The following is a 17,433-nucleotide window of genomic DNA, read 5'->3' as shown; positions in this document are numbered from 1 at the left end:
CCCCCCCCCCCCCCCCCCCCCCCCCCCCCCCCCCCCCCCCCCCCCGCGGCCGAGACCCCCGCCGCCGCGCGGGCTTCCGGCGCGGCCGGGTCCCGGGCGCCGGGCCCCGCGCCCGGGGCGAAACCGGTGCTGGTCGTGGACGTCGCGGGCAAGGTCAGGAAACCGGGGTTGCGCCGGCTGCCCGCGGGGTCCCGCGTGGCGGACGCCGTGGCCGCCGCGGGGGGAGCGCTGCCCGGCGCGGACACCAGTGCCCTGAACCTGGCCCGCCTGCTGGCCGACGGGGAACAGATCGTCGTGGGCCGCCCCGCGCCTGCGCCCGCCGCCGGGGTCCCGGGGACCGCCGTCGCGAGCGGTCCGGTCAGCCTCAATGCCGCCACCGCCGAGCAGTTGGACTCCCTGCCCGGTGTGGGGCCCGTGCTCGCCCGGCACATCATCGACTACCGCGGCCAACACGGCGGTTTCACCTCCGTCGAGCAGTTGCGCGACGTCAACGGCATCGGGGACCGCCGGTTCTCCGACCTCAAACCGCTGGTCACCCCGTGAGCGCGCCCCGCCCGGCGGTGCACGCGGCGGCCGCCTCACCCCGGGGCGCGTCGAACCCGCGCCAGGAGGGTCCGGCGGACCTCCGCCTGGTGGCCCCGGCGCTCGTGGCCTGGCTCGCCGCGGGCATCGCCCTCGCCGCGCCCGGGCGAGCCGTGGCATGGGCGTGCGCCCTGCTCGTCCTGGGGGCGCTCGTGTCCTTCGTACGCCGGTGGGCGACGGCCGCCGCCGTGGTGTTCTGCGCGGCGGCGTCCGCGGCCGTCGCGGGCCTGCACGCCACGGATCTGCACCGGGGTCCGGTGCCCGTCCTGGCAGCCGAACACGCGCATGCGCGGGTCGAGTTGCGTCTGAGTTCGGACCCCCGGCTGATCCGCCCGCGGGTGCGCGGGGCCGTCCGGGCCCCGGACGCGGTGCTGGCGCGGGCCGAGGCCGTGCGCGTGGCGGCGCAAGGCACAACGACCGCCGTCCGCACGCCGGTCCTGCTGATCGCCCGCCAACCGGCCCGCGCGTGGCTGACGTTGTTGCCCGGCACGCGCGTCGAGGCGGAGGCCCGGCTCGCCCCGGCGGAGGGCCAGGGAGACCGGATCGCCGCGGTGCTGTCGGTCCGCGGACCGCCGCGCGTCGTCGGAGCGCCGGGCCGTGCGCAACGCGTGGCCGGCGGCCTCCGCGCGGGGCTGCGCGAGGCCACCGAGGGCCTGCCGCCCGACGCCCGCGCCCTGCTTCCCGGGCTGGTCGTCGGGGACACCTCCCGTATCCCGGCGGAGTTGCACGACGCGTTCGAAGCCACCGACCTGACGCATCTGACGGCGGTCAGCGGCTCCAACCTCTCGCTGGTGCTGATCCTGCTGATCGGCCCGCCGGGTCTCGCCCTGCGCGCCGAGCGCGGCGGCCTGGCGCCGCGGCTGGCCCTCCCGCTACGCGTGACGGCTGTGCTCGGGGGAGGGCTCACCGTGGCCTTCGTCGTCGTGTGCCGGCCGGACCCGAGCGTGCTGCGGGCGGCCGCCTGCGGACTGATCACCCTGCTGGCCATCGGCACGGGCCGCCGCGGCAGCCTGCTGCCCGCGCTGTGCGGGGCCGCCCTGCTGCTGCTTCTCCACGACCCCTGGCTGGCCCGCTCGTACGGCTTCGCGCTGTCCGTGCTGGCCACGGGCGCGCTCCTTGTCCTCGCGCCGCGCTGGAGCGCCGCCCTGCGGCGCCGGCGGGTGCCGCCGCGCCTCGCGGAGGCCCTGGCCGCGGCGGCGGCCGCGCAGGCGGTGTGCGCCCCCGTGGTGGCGGTGCTGGCCGCCCATGTCAGCCTGGTCGCCGTCCCCTGCAACCTGCTGGCGGAACTCGCGGTGGGCCCCGCCACCGTCCTCGGGTTCGCCGCCCTGGCCGCGGCGCCGTTCGCCATGCCCGCCGCCAAGGCCCTCGCCTGGGTCGCGGGTTGGCCGGCCGCCTGGATCGCCGCGGTGGCCCGGCGCGGTGCCGCGCTGCCCGGGGCGACGCTGGACTGGCCCGGCACCTGGACGGGCGCCCTGCTGCTGGCCGCCGTCACGGTGGCGGTCGTCGCGGCGGGGCGCCGCCTCCTGCGGCGCCCCTGGCTGTGCGCCGCCGCCGTGCTGCTGCTCGTGCTGGCCGTGGTGCGTCCGGCGCCGCTGCCCCGCTCGGTGACCGGCTGGCCGCCGCCGACCTGGCGGCTGGTGGCCTGCGACGTCGGCCAGGGCGACGCGCTGGTGCTCTCCGCGGGCGACGGCACCGCCGTCGTGGTGGACACCGGACCGGAGCCCCGCCTCGTCGACCGCTGTCTTCGTTCCCTCCGGGTCACCGCGGTCCCGCTGCTCGTCCTCACGCACTTCCACGCCGACCACGTCGCCGGTCTCACCGGGGTCCTGCGGGGCCGTTCGGTCGGCGCCATCGAGACCACCACCCTCGACGAACCTTCCGACCAGGCCGCCTTCGTACGCCGTCAGGCGGCCGCCGCCGGTGTTCCCGTGCTTCGCGCGGCGCCGGGGGAGCGCCGCCGCCTGGGCTCCTTGGACTGGAGCGTGCTGTGGCCCGCCGCGCCCTCCCTGCTCGCGGGCGCCGACGACGCCAACCCCAACGACGCCAACCCCAACGACGCCAACCCCAACGACGCCAGCGTCACCCTGCTGGTCCGTACGGCGGGGCTCACCGTGCTCCTTCTCGGTGACCTGGAGCCCGCGGCCCAGCACGCGCTCCTGACCGCCGTCCCGGACCTCCCGCGCGTCGACGTCCTGAAGGTCGCCCACCACGGCTCCCGCTACCAGGACGCGGCGCTGCTGGCCCGTCTCCGGCCCCGTCTGGCGCTCGTCAGCTGCGGTGCCGCGAACCCGTACGGGCATCCCTCGCCCCGCACCCTCGCCGCGCTGCGCGCCCAGGGCGCCACCGTCCTGCGCACCGACCGGGACGGCCCGGTCGCCGTCCTGGGCGACCGGGAGGATCTGCGGGCCGCCGCGGCCGGTGCGTCGCCCGCCGCGCAGCGGGCCGTCCGGGGACGGGGCAGGGCCCGCACCGGAGCACGACCGGTACGGGCCCCACGGGCCCCACGGGCTCCGGGGACGGGCGGCTCAGGCGTTCTCCAGGCCCATCTCCTCCTCGGGCACCGAGATCACCCAGCGGGTGCTCCGCCGCGGCCGGAGGTAGCAGATCCAGTAGGCCAGCGAGGCGGCGACGATCACACCGGTGATCACCAGGTCCTTCGTGGTCTGCTGGGTCAGCACGTACGCCAGCACGACGACCAGGAGCAGCGGCACGGCGGGCCACAGCGGCATGCGCCAGGCCGCGCGCTCCCTGTGCCCACCGCGGCGCGAGCCGAGGGCCGCGAGGGCGACGACGATGTACATCGCGGCGACCGCGACGCCGGTGACACCGCTCAGCGTCTCCACCGGCACGAAGCAGAGCACCGCGCCCGGTACGCCCACCGCGAGCGTCGCGATCCACGGAGCGCCGAAACGCTTGCTCAGCGTGCCGAACGCCTTGTTGACCGGGGCCGGCCAGGCGCGGTCCCGCGCGGAGGCGTAGAGCACCCGGGAGTTCTGGATGACCATCACGATGCCCGCGTTGATGATGGCCAGCGCGATGCAGAGGCTGATGAAGGTGCCGACCGCCGAGTTGCTCCAGCCCTGCACGAGAGCGGAGAGGTCGCCGGCCATCAGGGAGTTCATGTCGGGCGCGCCCAGGGTGATCGCGATCGTCGGCACGATGACCACCAGGGCGCCGATGCCGAGCGTCCACAGCACGGTCCGGGAGACCGTGCGCCGCGGGTTCTCCATCTCCTCGGACAGGTACACGGCCGTGCTGAAGCCCTGCAGCACGAAGAGCGCGATCGCCAGCCCCGCGATGATCGTCCCCGCCGTGACCGCGGTGCTCACCCCGTGCCCGGCCTGCGTGACCGGGTGGATCAGCACCGAGGCCGACCGGGAGGTGTGGGAGAAGCCGAGGAAGGCCACGACCCCCGCCGCGACGACCTCCAGCACCAGGAAGATGCCCGTGATCCAGGCGTTGGCCCGCAGGTCCAGCAGACCCATGACGGTGGCGAGCAGCATGACGGCGGCGCCCGCGATCTTCGGGTCGATGTGCATGATGGGCGACAGGTACTCGCCCGTGCCGAGCGCGATGATCGGCGGCACGATCATCACGACGACCAGGGACAGCACGAACACGATCCACCCGGCCAGCCGCCCGATGAGCGTGCCCACCATCGCGTACTCGCCGCCCGCGCTCGGTATCAGCGTCCCGAGCTCCGAATAGCAGAAGGCCACCGCGATGCAGAGAACCGCCGCGATCACGATCGTCAGCGCCGTCCCGGTTCCCAGGCCGGCGAAGAGCGGGGGCACGATGACGAACAGCGAGGACGCCGGGGTCAGGCACGACAGCGTCAGAAGCGTTCCGCCGACCACGCCGATGGACCTCTTGAGCGACTTTGGTGCCTCGATGGGCGGGGCCAGCGGCGAGTGCGGGGCCGTCGGCGGGTGGAGCGTGTCGGTCATGCGCGCATCCGATCGGGTCGGGCTGAGGGGGCTACCGCCTCCGGTCCAGGGAAACACGAAACGGAATATTCACTTCCGCTTCCGAGGATGAAACCGCGCGCGTCAAGCCTCCGTCAAGAGTCTTCGGACAACGAAATCCGAAGATCAACAACCCAATGCTCGACGTAAAACAGGAAACTTGAGGTCTCGTGCCGTGGATATCGGTGCTCTGGCTTTAGAATAGCCACACCCCTTCCTTCGTCAGGTCCCGGTCTCGCATCTCGGGCAGCGTCCCCAGGTCTGCACCCATTGCGGCCGGATCGCGTAGAACGCGTACGAAGGTCCGTCACCGCGGGGATCCCAGGCGGCCTTCGCCGCGAAGGCGTCGCCGACGCCGTCCGGCAGGCCGCGCGAACTCCACGACCCGCGCCGTGCCGTCGACGAGCACCAGATCCCTGGTGTGCCCCAGGCTCAGCCGCACCCGCCCCGAGGCCTCCAGGTTCCGGCCGGTGGGATTCGTCCGCCGCGTGGCGAGCCACAACTCCTCCCCGTCCCACCAGAACGACAGCGGGACCAGGCACGGCACGCCCTCCGCGTCCGCCGTCGCCACCCACACGTCCTCGTCGTCCCTGAGCCGGCCCATCGCCCCGGCGTGCCGCTCGCGCAGTGTTCGAGTCATACCGCGAAGCTGTCCGGGGCTGGCGTGGGCGCCGGCGATTCCCCGAGACTGACGCCATGGACGCTTCCCAGGCCGACGCCTACCTCCGCCGCATCGGCGCCGAACGCCCCGAACGCCCCGACGCCGCCGCCCTCCGCGAGCTGCACGTGCGCCATCTCGTGGCCGTCCCCTTCGAGAACCTCTCCATCCACCTCGGCGAAGGCGTCTGCCTGGACCCCAAGGCCCTCTTCGACAAGATCGTGACCGCCCGCCGCGGCGGCTTCTGCTACGAGGTCAACGGCGCCTTCGGCGCCCTGCTGACCGCGCTCGGCTACGACGTCACGCTTCACGCGGCCCGCTCCATCAACGGCCGGCGCCTGGGCATCCCCTTCGACCACATGGCCCTCCACGTCCGCACCTGCGACGACGTCACCCTGCTCGCCGACGTCGGCTTCGGCCGCCACGCGCACCACCCCCTCGACCTCACCCCCGACGTCGACCAGACGGACCCCGGCGGCGTCTTCCGCTTCACCCCGGCCCCGTACGGCGACCTCGACCTCCACCACGACGGCGAGCCGGTCTTCCGCCTCGAGCTCCGCCCACGCGAGCTCGCCGACTTCGAGGCCGGCTCCTGGTACCAGCAGACCTCGCCGCACTCCCACTTCGCGCAGTCCCTGGTCTGCTCCCGCCTGACCGAGGACGGCGGCCGGCTGACCCTCTCCGGCCGCACGCTCATCACCACCGCCCCGGACGGCATCCGGCGGGAAGAGGCTTTGGAGGGCGACGCCGCCGTCCTCGCCGCCTACCGCGACCGCTTCGGTCTCGTCCTGGAGCAAGTCCCCGAGGTTGAGTAGGACTCGGTCCACGAAAGATCAGGGCGCCGGGTCAGGGCACCACCGCCGTCGCGGTGACCTCCACCAGCTGGCCGGTGTAGCCGAGGCAGCCGACGCCGAGCAGCGTCGAGGTGTGGGGCCCCTCGCCCAGGCCCGAAGCCCGCACGACCTCCCAGACCTGAGACAGTTCCGCGGGATCGGTGCCCACGACGTACACCGTGCTGGCGACGACGTGCTCCAGGCCGCTGCCCACGGCCCGCAGGGCTTCGTCGAGATTGGCGACGACCTGGTGCGCCTGGGCGACCGGATCACCGGGCCCCACCAGGGCGCCCTCCGCGTCGAGCGGTACCGAACCCGCCATGAAGGCGAGCCGCCGGCCGGCCTCGACGACCGCGGCGTGCGCGTAACCGGGCGGCGGGAACAACGTCGGGACGATCGTGCGGTGCACCACGGGGAGCCTCCTGCCTCGAACCGGCTGACCCGGCTGACCTGGCTGACGTGCCGATCCTGCCGAGCCGCCGACGCGGACGTCACCCGGTTTTCGCGCCGGGCCGCGCCCCACCCCGCGGCCGGGCCAGGGGTTCGCCGGGAAGTGCAACCACCGTGTCACGGCTTGCCCATGGCTTTGTCCCGGCACGCATGACGGGCCGGAGGCCGTGGCAGGTTGACGGCATGACCATCATCGGCTGGATCATCCTGGGCCTGATCGCGGGCGCCATCGCGAAGATACTGCTCCCCGGGAAGGACCCGGGCGGACTGGTCGGGACGACGCTGACCGGCATCGCGGGCGCGGTGGTCGGCGGCTGGATCTCGGCGAAGTTCCTCGACCACCCCATCACCAAGGACTTCTACGACCTGCCCACCTGGGGCGCGGCCATAGGCGGCGCGCTCCTCCTCCTGATCATCTACCGCATCCTGTTCGGCGACTCCCGCTGACCGCGGGCGCGGGCAGCAGCTGCACGTCCTCCCGGCGCACGGACAGCGCCTGCGAACGGTCCGGGTCCCACAGCCAGATCCAGTCCCCGGCGGCGCCGAAGGACAGGACGGCGTGGTCGGCCGGCACCGGGCCGTTCTCCACGGGTACGGGGCCCTCGCCGACCGGCACCACGCACATCAGGGTGCCGTGCAGTCCGAAGTACGTCGCCGGGACGTACCCCTGCCGGGCTGCGGTCGCCGCCCCCCGGGCGGCGCGGTCCGCGTCGCCTGCTCCGGCGACGAGCGCGGTGGCCGCGAACGCCACCGAGAGCAGCACGGCGACGACGACCAGGGCGAGGCGGTTGTCCCCCTTGGCGATGTGCACGTGCCGCAGCCAGCCCGCCACCGCCGTGAAGAACAGCACGAACGCCAGGGCGAGGCCCAGCGGTTCGGCGGCCGCCGCGTACGGCCACAGGTCCCCGGCGGAGCGGACGGAGCCGGACGGGATGCCGAACCGGTCGAGATAGAACGCCTGCATCAGCCGGCCGAGCCAGGTCACCAGCGACCACCCCACGGGCAGGGCGAGCGGCACCAGCCAGACCGCGTTGCGTGAGAACCAGGAGTCGCGCAGGGCGAAGTGGACCCCCGGCGCGCAGAGGAGGGCCACCGCCGCCAGTGGCCACCACAGGGGCTCCGCGCCCGCTTCGGCCGCCGCCCACCCCAGCAGAGCCGCCGCAACCACGCCTGCCACAGCGGGCAGCACCCGCACCCGGGGCACGGCGGGGTGGCGCGTCCCGGCGGCGGCCGCCTCCACCGTCTCGGGCGGTGCGGGTCGCAGTTCGTAAGCGCCGGGGGTGAAGGTGCCGCCGCCCAGGGGACGTTCCGCAAGCTCCCGCTCGACGGCCTCCCGGGTGACCCCGTCCGGCAGCCGCAGCAGCCGGTGCGCGCCGCGCCCGCCGCACGCGGCCCACCACCGTGCGAGCCGGTCGCGCCGGCTGGCGCCCGCGCCCGGACGGCGGATCACGCGGTACTCGGTCCGCGGGTCGTCCGGCCGCAGCAACAGGGCCGCGTCCCGGACCCACAGGCCGAGCTGACGGGTCCTCGCCAGGCGTTCCACGGCCCCGCACGCGGCCTTCTCGGCCCGCCAGCGCGAGCCGTTGAGCCGGACCTCGACGATGAGCGCGACGCGGCCGCCGCCCGCCGTGGCCGGGGCGTCCTCACGGCCGGCGCGGCGCACCGCCCAGCCCCGTTCCTCCATCAGCCCCTGGACGAGGGCGAGCTCGTCGGGCTGGTCGACGGCCTCGACCAGGAGACGTACGCGCTGGTTGAACGGGACCGTCGGGACAACGGCCGGGACAACCCCGGCCGCCTCGGGACGCTCCGTCCCCGGCTCCTGCGAGCGACGACGGCGCTGGGCGGGAACGCGCAGCGGCACGGCCTAGTCCTCCTCCAGCCAGCCCTCGAACTCCTCCGCCAGTTCGTTGAGCGCGGCGGGGTCCAGTTCCTCGTCCTCGTCGTCGATGACGACGAGCCATTGGGCATCCTCGGCGTCGTCCTCGCCGGCGAGGGCGTCACGGACGAGCTGGGGGCGGGCGGGCAGGTCGAAGCGTTCGGCGGCTTCGTCGGCGGCGTCCTCGGCGGCGTCGCGGTCGGGGAGGACGAGCACATGTCTGACGTCGGTCACCGGGACATTGTGTCGGACCCGCGTGGGATGCTGGACCGCGATGGCCAGGAACAGTTCGACAGACAGCCCGCTCGCCCCCGTGACGATCGCGGTGGGGCAGGAGGACCTGCTCCTCGACCGCGCGGTACGGGAGGTCGTGCGGGCCGCGCGCGCCGCCGACGCCGACACCGATGTGCGCGACCTCACCCCGGACGCGCTCCAGCCGGGCACGCTGGCGGAGCTCACCAGCCCGTCGCTCTTCGCGGAGCGCAAGGTCGTGGTCGTACGGAACGCACAGGATCTGTCGGCGGACACCGTCAAGGACGTCAAGGCCTACCTGGACGCCCCCGTCGAGGAGATCACGCTCGTCCTGCTGCACGCGGGCGGCGCCAAGGGCAAGGGCCTGCTGGACGCGGCCCGCAAGGCCGGGGCGCGCGAGGTGGCGTGCCCGAAGATGACCAAGCCCGCAGACCGGCTGGCCTTCGTCCGGCAGGAGTTCCGCACGCTGGGCCGGTCCGCGACCCCCGAGGCCTGCCAGGCCCTGGTGGACGCCATCGGCAGCGACCTGCGGGAGCTGGCCGGCGCCTGCGCCCAGCTCGCCTCCGACGTGGAGGGCGCGATCGACGCGGCCGTGGTCGCCCGCTACTACACGGGCCGGGCCGAGGCCACCGGCTTCGAGGTCGCAGACCTCGCGGTGACCGGCCGCGCCGCCGAAGCGCTGGAGCGGCTGCGGTGGGCGATCGCGGTCGGTCAACCGCTGCCCGGCATCACCTTCGCGCTCGCCTCGGGCGTCCGGGCCATCGGCAAGCTCGCCTCGGCCCCGCGCGGGGCGCGCCCGGCGGACCTGGCGCGCGAGCTGGGCATGCCGCCATGGAAGATCGACCGCGTCCGGCAGCAGATGCGCGGCTGGTCCGGTGACGGCGTCTCCGCCGCCCTGCGCGCGGTCGCCGAGGCCGACGCCGCGGTCAAGGGCGGTAGCGCGGATCCGGCCTACGCCCTGGAGAAGGCGGTCGTCGCCGTGGCGCGGGCCGCGCGAACCCGCTGAGCCGGCATCACGAACGCAGGCGCCGGCCATACGGCCGGCGCATTCGCCGGCGTCAACGTGGAGTCCCGTGGAGGATGAGGCGTGGTCGTCGGCTCCGGCGCCCGGCCCTCCAGTGGCGTGTGACGTTCTCGCGGTAGCCCGTGTGCTCCGGGAAAGTCGTGAAGGTAGATCCTCCCGCGGGCGCTCTCAAAGTCCTCCGACGCCGACCTGCTCCCTGGACCGGTGCCGGCGCCGATGCCTGTCGCTCTCCGCGCCCCCCCTTAAGACCCCGCCCCGGTCCATGGCTGGCTGTGCCACGTGTACGCCGACCCGGGGCAATGACCCGCGGCAGGAACCTCGCTGCCGCGGAGGCCGGCGCTGGCCCGGGTGAGGTCCGCCAACCCGGTGACCGTCCGGCGAGCCCCCTCCTCTTTCGGGAGGAGGGGGTTTCGTTGTGTCTGGGGATGACGAAAAGCCCCCAACCCGTAGGTCAGGGGCTTCGTACCGCATCCAAGCGTGGCGTTACTCGGAGGCGCTACCTACGTCGACACTCGCCGCTAACGGCGAACGCAGGCCGCGTGCGGCCGGAAGATCAAGGTGCCGGCGGAGGAGCGGGTGAGAGGGACCGCTGTGTCCTCACCGACGGGTACTACTACGGGAAGGCTCAGCCCTGGAGGCCGGCCACCTTCAGCGCCAGCGCCGACTTCTTGTTGGCGGCCTGGTTCTTGTGGATGACGCCCTTGCTCACGGCCTTGTCGAGCTTCTTGGAGGCGAGACGCGCGGCCTCGGTGGCCTTCTCGACGTCGCCGGCGGCCACGGCCTCACGGGTGCGACGGATGGCGGTCTTGAGCTCGGACTTTACGGCCTTGTTGCGCAGGCGCGCCTTCTCGTTGGTCTTGTTGCGCTTGATCTGGGACTTGATGTTCGCCACGAAAGAGCCTTTTCAGGTTTGATCTGATGGGGTCCGCGCCTCGGGTAGAGGGCACGAGGCGCGACTGCCCAGGCTAGCAGTCGGCCGCCGCGCCGCCCAAACCGGTGTTCCGCGGCGGGCCTCCGGGCTCCTCCCGCACCGCCCGGCATGGCCGTGGGCCCCGGCCATGGGACTATGGGAGCCATACGTATCGATCCGACCAGAGGCGACAGGCGCCTCAAGAGACAGGACCCTGCGTGCCCGCGACCCCTTCGAACGTGCCGGAGCCGAGCCGTACCGACCCGGCGCTGATCCGCAACTTCTGCATCATCGCGCACATCGACCACGGCAAGTCGACACTCGCCGACCGCATGCTCCAGCTCACCGGCGTGGTGGATCAGCGGCAGATGCGCGCCCAATACCTCGACCGGATGGACATCGAGCGCGAGCGCGGTATCACGATCAAGTCCCAGGCGGTCCGACTGCCCTGGGCGCCCACCGAGGGCGCCGGTCAGGGGAGGACCCACATCCTGAACATGATCGACACCCCGGGGCACGTGGACTTCACCTACGAGGTCTCCCGGTCGCTGGCGGCCTGCGAGGGCACGATCCTGCTGGTCGACGCCGCGCAGGGCATCGAGGCGCAGACGCTGGCCAACCTCTACCTGGCGATGGAGAACGACCTCACCATCGTCCCGGTGCTGAACAAGATCGACCTGCCGGCCGCGCAGCCCGAGAAGTTCTCCGAGGAGCTGGCCAACCTCATCGGCTGCGACCCCTCCGAAGTGCTGAAGGTCTCCGCCAAGACCGGTCTGGGAGTCGAGGCGCTGCTGGACCGGGTCGTGGAAACCGTGCCGGCCCCGGTCGGCGTCGCCGACGCGCCCGCCCGCGCGATGATCTTCGACTCGGTGTACGACTCGTACCGCGGCGTCGTCACCTACGTCCGGGTCGTCGACGGCCGGCTCAACAAGCGCGAGCGCATCAAGATGATGTCCACCGGCGCGACCCACGAGCTGCTGGAGATCGGCACCAACTCGCCCGAGATGCTGCCGGCCGACGGTCTCGGTGTCGGCGAGGTGGGCTACCTGATCACGGGTGTGAAGGACGTCCGCCAGTCCAAGGTGGGTGACACGATCACCCAGCAGACCAAGGGCGCCACCGAGGCCCTGGGCGGCTACAAGGACCCCAAGCCCATGGTCTTCTCCGGGCTGTACCCGCTGGACGGCTCCGACTACCCGGAGCTGCGGGACGCCCTGGACAAGCTGCAGCTCAACGACGCCGCGCTGGTCTACGAGCCGGAGACCTCCGCGGCCCTCGGCTTCGGCTTCCGCGTCGGCTTCCTGGGCCTGCTGCACCTGGACGTGATCCGCGAGCGCCTGGAGCGCGAGTTCGGCCTGGACCTGATCGCCACGGCTCCCAACGTGGTCTACCGCGTGGTGATGGAGGACGGCGCCGAGCACGTCGTGACCAACCCCAGCGAGTTCCCCGAGGGCAAGATCGCCGAGGTGTACGAGCCGGTGGTGCGGGCCACGATCCTGGCGCCCACGGAGTTCATCGGGGCGATCATGGAGCTCTGCCAGACCCGGCGGGGCTCGCTGCTCGGCATGGACTACCTCTCCGAGGACCGGGTGGAGATCCGCTACACCCTCCCGCTCGCCGAGATCGTCTTCGACTTCTTCGACCAGCTGAAGTCCAAGACCCGCGGCTACGCGTCGCTGGACTACGAGCCCACCGGCGAGCAGGCCTCCAGCCTGGTCAAGGTGGACATCCTGCTGCACGGCGACAAGGTCGACGCCTTCTCCGCCATCACGCACAAGGACAACGCCTACGCGTACGGCGTGCGCCTGGTGGCCAAGCTGCGCGAGCTGATCCCGCGGCAGAGCTTCGAGGTGCCGGTCCAGGCCGCCATCGGTTCCCGGGTGATCGCCCGCGAGACCATCCGCGCCATCCGCAAGGACGTCCTCGCCAAGTGCTACGGCGGTGACATCTCCCGTAAGCGGAAGCTGCTGGAGAAGCAGAAGGAAGGCAAGAAGCGGATGAAGATGGTCGGCTCCGTCGAGGTGCCGCAGGAGGCCTTCATCGCGGTGCTCTCCAGCGACGAGGGCGGGGCCAAGAAGAAGTAGCCGGCACGGCTCGCCGGCGTGGTCCGGGGCACCACACAGGAAGGGCGCTTGTCCGATTAACGGGCAGGCGCCCTTTCGTATGAGCGGTCGGGCATTCGGGTGATTGGCAAAAAGCCCGGCCCGCGCGGTTTCTGCCGGGAGTCCCCGACGTTACTCATCGTGACAGCGGCGAAAGACGTCGCTGCGGAAGGGGAATGTGAAGTGAAGTACTCGAAGGCCGCGGCCGTCGTCGCCGGTTCCGTGATCGCGCTGGGCGCCGCCGGTGCCGCCGCGTCCCCCGCCTTCGCCGGGGAGGCCCTCCCGCTCGGCAACGGGCCGATGAAGATCCTGGACGCCAAGGACGAGGTCGCCAAGACCGGTCTGAAGGCGGTCACCGGCAAGGCGAACGAACTGCTCGGCGGTGCGGGCAGGGCAGGGGGCACCAAGGGCATGATCGGCGGTCTGCCCATCGGCGGCTGAGCGTCGCGCTCCCCGCGGTGCCGCCGACGGGTGGCCGGGCGGTGTCCGGAAGGCGGGCTCCCCGGATTCCGGGCGGGCCCGCCGTTATGTGTATGCGCAATGTATTCGCTCGTCACGGTTGCGTAGCGGTGGCCGCGGCCTCTTACCAAGCGGGCGCCGATTCCCTACTCTGATCACCACTCGTTAGTTACTCGCGAGTCACTCAGTAAAGAGGCGGGCCCCCGGAGGTTGTCGTGACCGACACGCAGACTTTGATCGAGAACCGGCCGCCCTCCGTGGCGAACCTGTTCCTGGAGCGCGTCGAGGCGACGCCCGATGCCGAGGCGTACCGCTACCCGGTGCCGTCGGCCGGTGACGGCCTCGAGTCGTGGCGGTCGCTCACCTGGAAGCAGGCCGCGGAGCGGGTCCATGCCGTCGCCGCGGGCCTGATGGACCTGGGCGTACGCCCCGAGGAGCGGGTGGCCATCGCCTCCGCCACCCGGGTCGAGTGGATCCTGGCGGACCTCGGCGTGCTCTGCGCCGGCGCCGCGACCACCACGGTCTACCCGAGCACCAACGCCGACGAGACGGCCTTCATCCTGGCCGACTCCGGCAGCCGGGTGCTGATCGCCGAGAACTCCGCCCAGTTCGCCAAGGCCGTCGAGCGCCGCGCCGAGCTGCCCGAGCTGGCCCACGTCGTGGTCGTCGACGCCGACGGCGCCGACCTCGGGGACGACGGGTGGGCGCTCTCGCTGGCCCAGCTGGAGCAGCGCGGCAAGGTCTACCTGGAGAAGAACCCCGAGGCGGTCCGCAAGGCCGTGGGCGATATCACCAAGGACCAGTTGGCCACCCTCATCTACACCTCCGGCACGACCGGCCGCCCCAAGGGTGTACGGCTGCCGCACGACTGCTGGGCGTACATGGCCCGGGCGATCCAGGCGAACGGCTTGCTGGAGGCGGACGACGTCCAGTACCTCTGGCTGCCGCTGGCGCACGTCTTCGGGAAGGTGCTCACCGCCGGGCACATCACCATCGGCCACGTGACCGCGGTCGACGGCCGCGTCGACAAGATCATCGAGAACCTGCCGGTCGTGCAGCCCACCTACATGGCCGCCGTCCCGCGCATCTTCGAGAAGGTCTACAACGGCGTCGCCGCCAAGGCCCGCGCCGGCGGCGCGGCCAAGTACCGGATCTTCAAGTGGGCCGCCGAGGTCGCCCGCGAGTACGCCAAGGTCACCCAGGACAACCGCCGCCGCACCGGCAACGCGAGCGCCCCCTTCGGCCTTTCCGCCAAGCACGCAGTCGCCGACCGCCTGGTGTACGCCAAGCTCCGCGAAGCGTTCGGCGGCAAGCTGCGCGCCTGCGTCTCCGGATCCGCCGCCCTCTCCCCGGAGATCGGCTACTTCTTCTCCGGCGCCGGCATCCACATCCTGGAGGGCTACGGCCTGACCGAGTCAAGCGCCGCCAGCTTCGTCAACCCCGGCGAGGCCTACCGGACCGGCACGGTCGGCAAGCCGCTGCCGGGCACCGAGGTCCGCATCGCCGAGGACGGCGAGATCCTGCTGCGCGGCCCCGGCATCATGCAGGGCTACCACGGGCTGCCCGAGAAGACGGCCGAAGTGCTGGAGTCGGACGGCTGGTTCCACACCGGTGACATCGGGGAGCTCTCCGCGGACGGCTACCTCACCATCACCGATCGCAAGAAGGACATCATCAAGAACTCCAACGGCAAGTACATCGCGCCGGCCGCGGTCGAGGGCCAGTTCAAGGCCGCCTGCCCGTTCATCAGCAACGTCCTGGTGATCGGTGCCGACCGCAACTTCTGCACCGCCCTGTTCGCCCTCGACGAGCCCACGATCCTCGGCTGGGCGAAGGAGAACGGTCTGGAGGGCAAGTCCTACGCGGAGGTCGTCGGCTCCGAGCAGGTGCGGGCCCTGATGGACGGCTACGTGCAGCGGGTCAACGCGGACCTGCAGCGCTGGCAGCAGATCAAGACCTTCCGCGTGCTGCCGCGCGACCTGGACGTCGAGCACGGCGACCTCACGCCCAGCCTGAAGCTCAAGCGGCCGGTCGTGGAGCGGGAGTTCAAGGACCTCATCGAGGACATGTACGCCGGTACGCGGGAAGGCTGAGCGCCCAGTCACCCATCCGGGGCCCGGCAGGTTCACGCCGCGCAGCGCGCGTTCCAGCCGGGCCACGCGGTGGGTTGCACGTTCCGGCGAGTTCGGCCGGCACCCCGGCCGGCTCGGCCGCGCGTATCCACACACCGTCCGGCGGCGGGCCGACGACACGCGGGCGCACGGGACTCGCGCTTTTCGGCGCGGGAACAGCCGATTTGGGGACCATGACGGCCTTCTTCGGTGACTCGGTGCTTATGAGCGCTTCCGGTCTGTCACGCTGGGCGGGTCGTCAAGGACGCAATGCCGGATCTGCTCGGGAGCCGCACAGTGGGGCCAGATTCCATCCCACGGGAGTTCGTTTCCCGTACCAGCCTGCCCGGCAACCAGCTGGCGGCTTCTGCGGCACGGAAGTTCGTCCGCGCCACGCTGGCCGAGTGGACCACGCAGGAGCCCTGGCCGGCCGAGAACATCGGGGACCACCTCGTGGACGACGCGGTGCTGCTCGTGAGCGAACTCGTCACGAACGCGGTCATCCACGCCGGCACCGCGGTCGAGCTGCTCTGCCGGCTGGAGAGCCCGGCGCCCGGCGGACGTGAGGACGGCGGCCTCGTCGTCGAGGTCTCCGACCACCACCCCGCCCGGGTCGTCCGCGACCGGGCCGAACTCGCCCGCGAGGGCCGTGACGGCGGGCGCGGACTGCAACTCGTCTCCGCCCTCTCCGAGGAGTGGGGCATCACCTACCGACGCGACCTCAAAACCATCTGGTGCCGGCTGGCCGCCGACCGCGAACCCGGGGTCACCCTGCCGCTGCCCCCCGAGGCCGACCGCGCCCTGCTGCGGGGACTCCGCGCCACCGAGATCCTCGCACCCACGGCGCACCGCCTCCCGCGGCCGCACGACAGCGAGTGGATCAACCGCGGCTCGCTCTCCTTCCTCGCCGAGGCCTCCGACCTGCTCGCCGGGCAACTCGACGAGGACATGGTCGCCTCCCTCGCCGGGCAGCTGCTCGTGCCCCGGCTCGCCGACTGGTGCGCCGTCTGGCTCTCCGGGGACGGGCCCGAGGGCTCCGAGCCGCGCCTGGCGCGCGTGTGGCACGCGGCGGAGAGCCGTATCGACGGGCTGCGCATGGTGCTCGAGAAGGAACCGCCGCCGCCCGGCTCCCGCGCCGGTGCCGTGCCCTGGCCGTGGCCCGCCGCCGCCCAGGGCACGGACGAGGCGGTCGGCGCGGCCCTGGCCTGCCCCCTGGTGACCGGCGGCCGCCGGCACGGCACGCTGCTCCTGGGGCGCACCGGGCTGATGCGCTTCCCCGACGAGGTCATCGGTCTCATCGAGGACTTCGCACGCCGCGTCGCGCTCGCGGTGGGCACCGCCCGCCAGTACACCCGGCAGGCCATGATCAGCCGGGTCCTGCAGCGCGGCCTGCTGCCCGCCGGGCTCGGCGCGGTGCCGGGCCTCGACACGGCCGTCGTGTACGAGCCCACGCGCGCGGACGTCGTCGGCGGCGACTTCTACGATCTCTTCCCCGCGGGCGGCGGCCGCTGGTGCTTCGCCCTCGGCGACGTCCAGGGCAACGGCCCCGAGGCCGCCGCGGTCACCGGCCTCGCCCGGCCCGTCATGCGGCTCCTCGCGCGCGAGGGGTACGGCGTCGCGGAGGTCCTCGACCGGCTCAACCGCGCTCTGGCGGACGAGGCAGCGTCGGCCACGCTCGGCGACGCCCTCGGGCCGGGATGGGACGCGGGGCCGCGGTTCCTGTCCCTGCTGTACGGGGAGATCGTTCCGGAGGGCGTGGGGGAGGGCGCGGCGGGCGGCGGCGCCTTGTGCACGCTGGCCAGCGCCGGGCACCCCCTTCCGCTCCTCCTCACGAGCGGCGGCGCGGTGCGGCCCGCGGCGGCCCCGCAGATACTGCTCGGGATCACGGACGACGCACGGTACCGCAGCGAATCGTTCCGGCTGGCCCCCGGGGACACGCTGCTGTGCGTCACGGACGGGGTGACGGAGCGGCGCAACGGGAGCCGTCAGTTCGACGACGACGACGGGCTGGCGGCCGTGCTCGCGGCGTGCGCCGGGCTGGGGGCGGCGGGAGTGGCGGAGCGGATCCGGCGGGCGGTGCACGAGTACGATGTGGCGCCGCCGGACGACGATCTCGCGATGCTCGTGCTTCAGGCCCATTGACATCCTCCCCGCCTTAAGGGAGGGGGATTCCTGGCTCACGTTGGCTGGGGACCAGCGGTCCGCCAGCGC

Annotated in this window: 14 protein-coding genes and 1 pseudogene; 9 read left to right on the top strand and 6 right to left on the bottom strand. The window is 72.9% G+C overall.

Annotated features, from left to right (window positions below; translation table 11 throughout):
• Positions 1-126: 126 nt before the first annotated feature.
• Together AC3EUJ_RS35725 and AC3EUJ_RS35720 are read left to right on the top strand one after the other, a co-directional pair.
• Positions 127-543 carry a ComEA family DNA-binding protein gene (locus AC3EUJ_RS35725; RefSeq protein ID WP_431968947.1) on the top strand — a complete coding sequence of 139 codons (417 nt, stop codon included), beginning with the start codon at positions 127-129 and terminating at the stop codon, positions 541-543.
• A pseudogene (locus AC3EUJ_RS35720) lies at positions 540-2,993 on the top strand (ComEC/Rec2 family competence protein); the annotation flags it as partial. The gene AC3EUJ_RS35725 and the pseudogene AC3EUJ_RS35720, both read left to right, overlap by 4 nt.
• 114 nt (positions 2,994-3,107) lie before the next feature.
• Here AC3EUJ_RS35720 and AC3EUJ_RS35715 read toward each other — a convergent pair.
• Together AC3EUJ_RS35715 and AC3EUJ_RS35710 are read right to left on the bottom strand one after the other, a co-directional pair.
• Positions 3,108-4,529, bottom strand: a complete 1,422-nt coding sequence (locus AC3EUJ_RS35715; protein WP_431968945.1) for an APC family permease — start codon at positions 4,527-4,529, stop codon at positions 3,108-3,110.
• A 325-nt stretch (positions 4,530-4,854) separates the two neighbouring features.
• On the bottom strand, positions 4,855-5,187 hold the full coding sequence (locus tag AC3EUJ_RS35710) for a pyridoxamine 5'-phosphate oxidase family protein (protein ID WP_431968943.1): 333 nt from the start codon (positions 5,185-5,187) through the stop codon (positions 4,855-4,857).
• A gap of 56 nt (positions 5,188-5,243) precedes the next feature.
• Between AC3EUJ_RS35710 and AC3EUJ_RS35705 the strand changes: the two genes are divergently transcribed.
• The gene (locus AC3EUJ_RS35705; RefSeq protein WP_431968941.1) at positions 5,244-6,020 is read left to right on the top strand and encodes an arylamine N-acetyltransferase family protein; all 777 of its coding nucleotides are present in this window, start codon (positions 5,244-5,246) and stop codon (positions 6,018-6,020) included.
• Positions 6,021-6,051: 31 nt separating this feature from the next.
• Here the strand turns inward: AC3EUJ_RS35705 and AC3EUJ_RS35700 are convergent, their stop codons facing one another.
• The gene (locus tag AC3EUJ_RS35700; protein WP_431968939.1) at positions 6,052-6,450 is read right to left on the bottom strand and encodes a RidA family protein; all 399 of its coding nucleotides are present in this window, start codon (positions 6,448-6,450) and stop codon (positions 6,052-6,054) included.
• A 221-nt stretch (positions 6,451-6,671) separates the two neighbouring features.
• On the opposite strand from AC3EUJ_RS35700, the gene AC3EUJ_RS35695 reads away from it, so the two are divergent.
• Entirely contained in the window at positions 6,672-6,935 is a 264-nt protein-coding gene (locus AC3EUJ_RS35695; protein WP_431968937.1) for a GlsB/YeaQ/YmgE family stress response membrane protein, read from the top strand.
• Here AC3EUJ_RS35695 and AC3EUJ_RS35690 read toward each other — a convergent pair.
• Positions 6,901-8,349, bottom strand: coding sequence for a hypothetical protein (locus AC3EUJ_RS35690; protein ID WP_431968935.1), 1,449 nt, complete (start codon positions 8,347-8,349; stop codon positions 6,901-6,903). The genes AC3EUJ_RS35695 and AC3EUJ_RS35690 overlap by 35 nt on opposite strands.
• A gap of 3 nt (positions 8,350-8,352) precedes the next feature.
• Positions 8,353-8,598 carry a hypothetical protein gene (locus AC3EUJ_RS35685; protein ID WP_431968933.1) on the bottom strand — a complete coding sequence of 82 codons (246 nt, stop codon included), beginning with the start codon at positions 8,596-8,598 and terminating at the stop codon, positions 8,353-8,355.
• 40 nt (positions 8,599-8,638) lie between these two features.
• On the opposite strand from AC3EUJ_RS35685, the gene holA reads away from it, so the two are divergent.
• A complete protein-coding gene (holA, locus tag AC3EUJ_RS35680; protein WP_431968931.1) occupies positions 8,639-9,622 on the top strand; it encodes a DNA polymerase III subunit delta in 984 nt (327 codons plus the stop codon).
• Positions 9,623-10,265: 643 nt separating this feature from the next.
• On the opposite strand, the gene rpsT is transcribed toward holA, so the two are convergent.
• Positions 10,266-10,532, bottom strand: coding sequence for a 30S ribosomal protein S20 (rpsT, locus tag AC3EUJ_RS35675; protein WP_319133817.1), 267 nt, complete (start codon positions 10,530-10,532; stop codon positions 10,266-10,268).
• A 236-nt stretch (positions 10,533-10,768) separates the two neighbouring features.
• Between rpsT and lepA the strand changes: the two genes are divergently transcribed.
• From lepA to AC3EUJ_RS35655, 4 genes are all read left to right on the top strand, one after another.
• Positions 10,769-12,634 (top strand): translation elongation factor 4, encoded by a 1,866-nt coding sequence (gene lepA, locus AC3EUJ_RS35670; protein ID WP_431968929.1) that lies wholly within the window; start codon positions 10,769-10,771, stop codon positions 12,632-12,634.
• Between the two features lie 201 nt (positions 12,635-12,835).
• Entirely contained in the window at positions 12,836-13,093 is a 258-nt protein-coding gene (locus tag AC3EUJ_RS35665; RefSeq protein ID WP_431968927.1) for a hypothetical protein, read from the top strand.
• 233 nt (positions 13,094-13,326) lie between these two features.
• On the top strand, positions 13,327-15,204 hold the full coding sequence (locus tag AC3EUJ_RS35660) for an AMP-dependent synthetase/ligase (RefSeq protein WP_431968925.1): 1,878 nt from the start codon (positions 13,327-13,329) through the stop codon (positions 15,202-15,204).
• A gap of 288 nt (positions 15,205-15,492) precedes the next feature.
• On the top strand, positions 15,493-17,364 hold the full coding sequence (locus tag AC3EUJ_RS35655; RefSeq protein WP_431968923.1) for a SpoIIE family protein phosphatase: 1,872 nt from the start codon (positions 15,493-15,495) through the stop codon (positions 17,362-17,364).
• The last annotated feature ends 69 nt before the right edge of the window (positions 17,365-17,433 follow it).

The organism is Actinacidiphila sp. bgisy160, assembly GCF_057707815.1.
Note: the sequence above shows the minus strand (reverse complement) of the source record. Positions and strands in the feature narration are given on the sequence as shown.

Bases quoted from the DNA above. Each gene is read 5' to 3' on its own strand.
- AC3EUJ_RS35715 (WP_431968945.1), bottom strand. From the start codon at position 4,529: ATGACCGACACGCTCCACCCGCCGACGGCCCCGCACTCGCCGCTGGCC.
- AC3EUJ_RS35710 (WP_431968943.1), bottom strand. From the start codon at position 5,187: ATGACTCGAACACTGCGCGAGCGGCACGCCGGGGCGATGGGCCGGCTC.
- AC3EUJ_RS35705 (WP_431968941.1), top strand. From the start codon at position 5,244: ATGGACGCTTCCCAGGCCGACGCCTACCTCCGCCGCATCGGCGCCGAA.
- AC3EUJ_RS35695 (WP_431968937.1), top strand. From the start codon at position 6,672: ATGACCATCATCGGCTGGATCATCCTGGGCCTGATCGCGGGCGCCATC.
- holA (WP_431968931.1), top strand. From the start codon at position 8,639: ATGGCCAGGAACAGTTCGACAGACAGCCCGCTCGCCCCCGTGACGATC.
- AC3EUJ_RS35655 (WP_431968923.1), top strand. From the start codon at position 15,493: ATGCCGGATCTGCTCGGGAGCCGCACAGTGGGGCCAGATTCCATCCCA.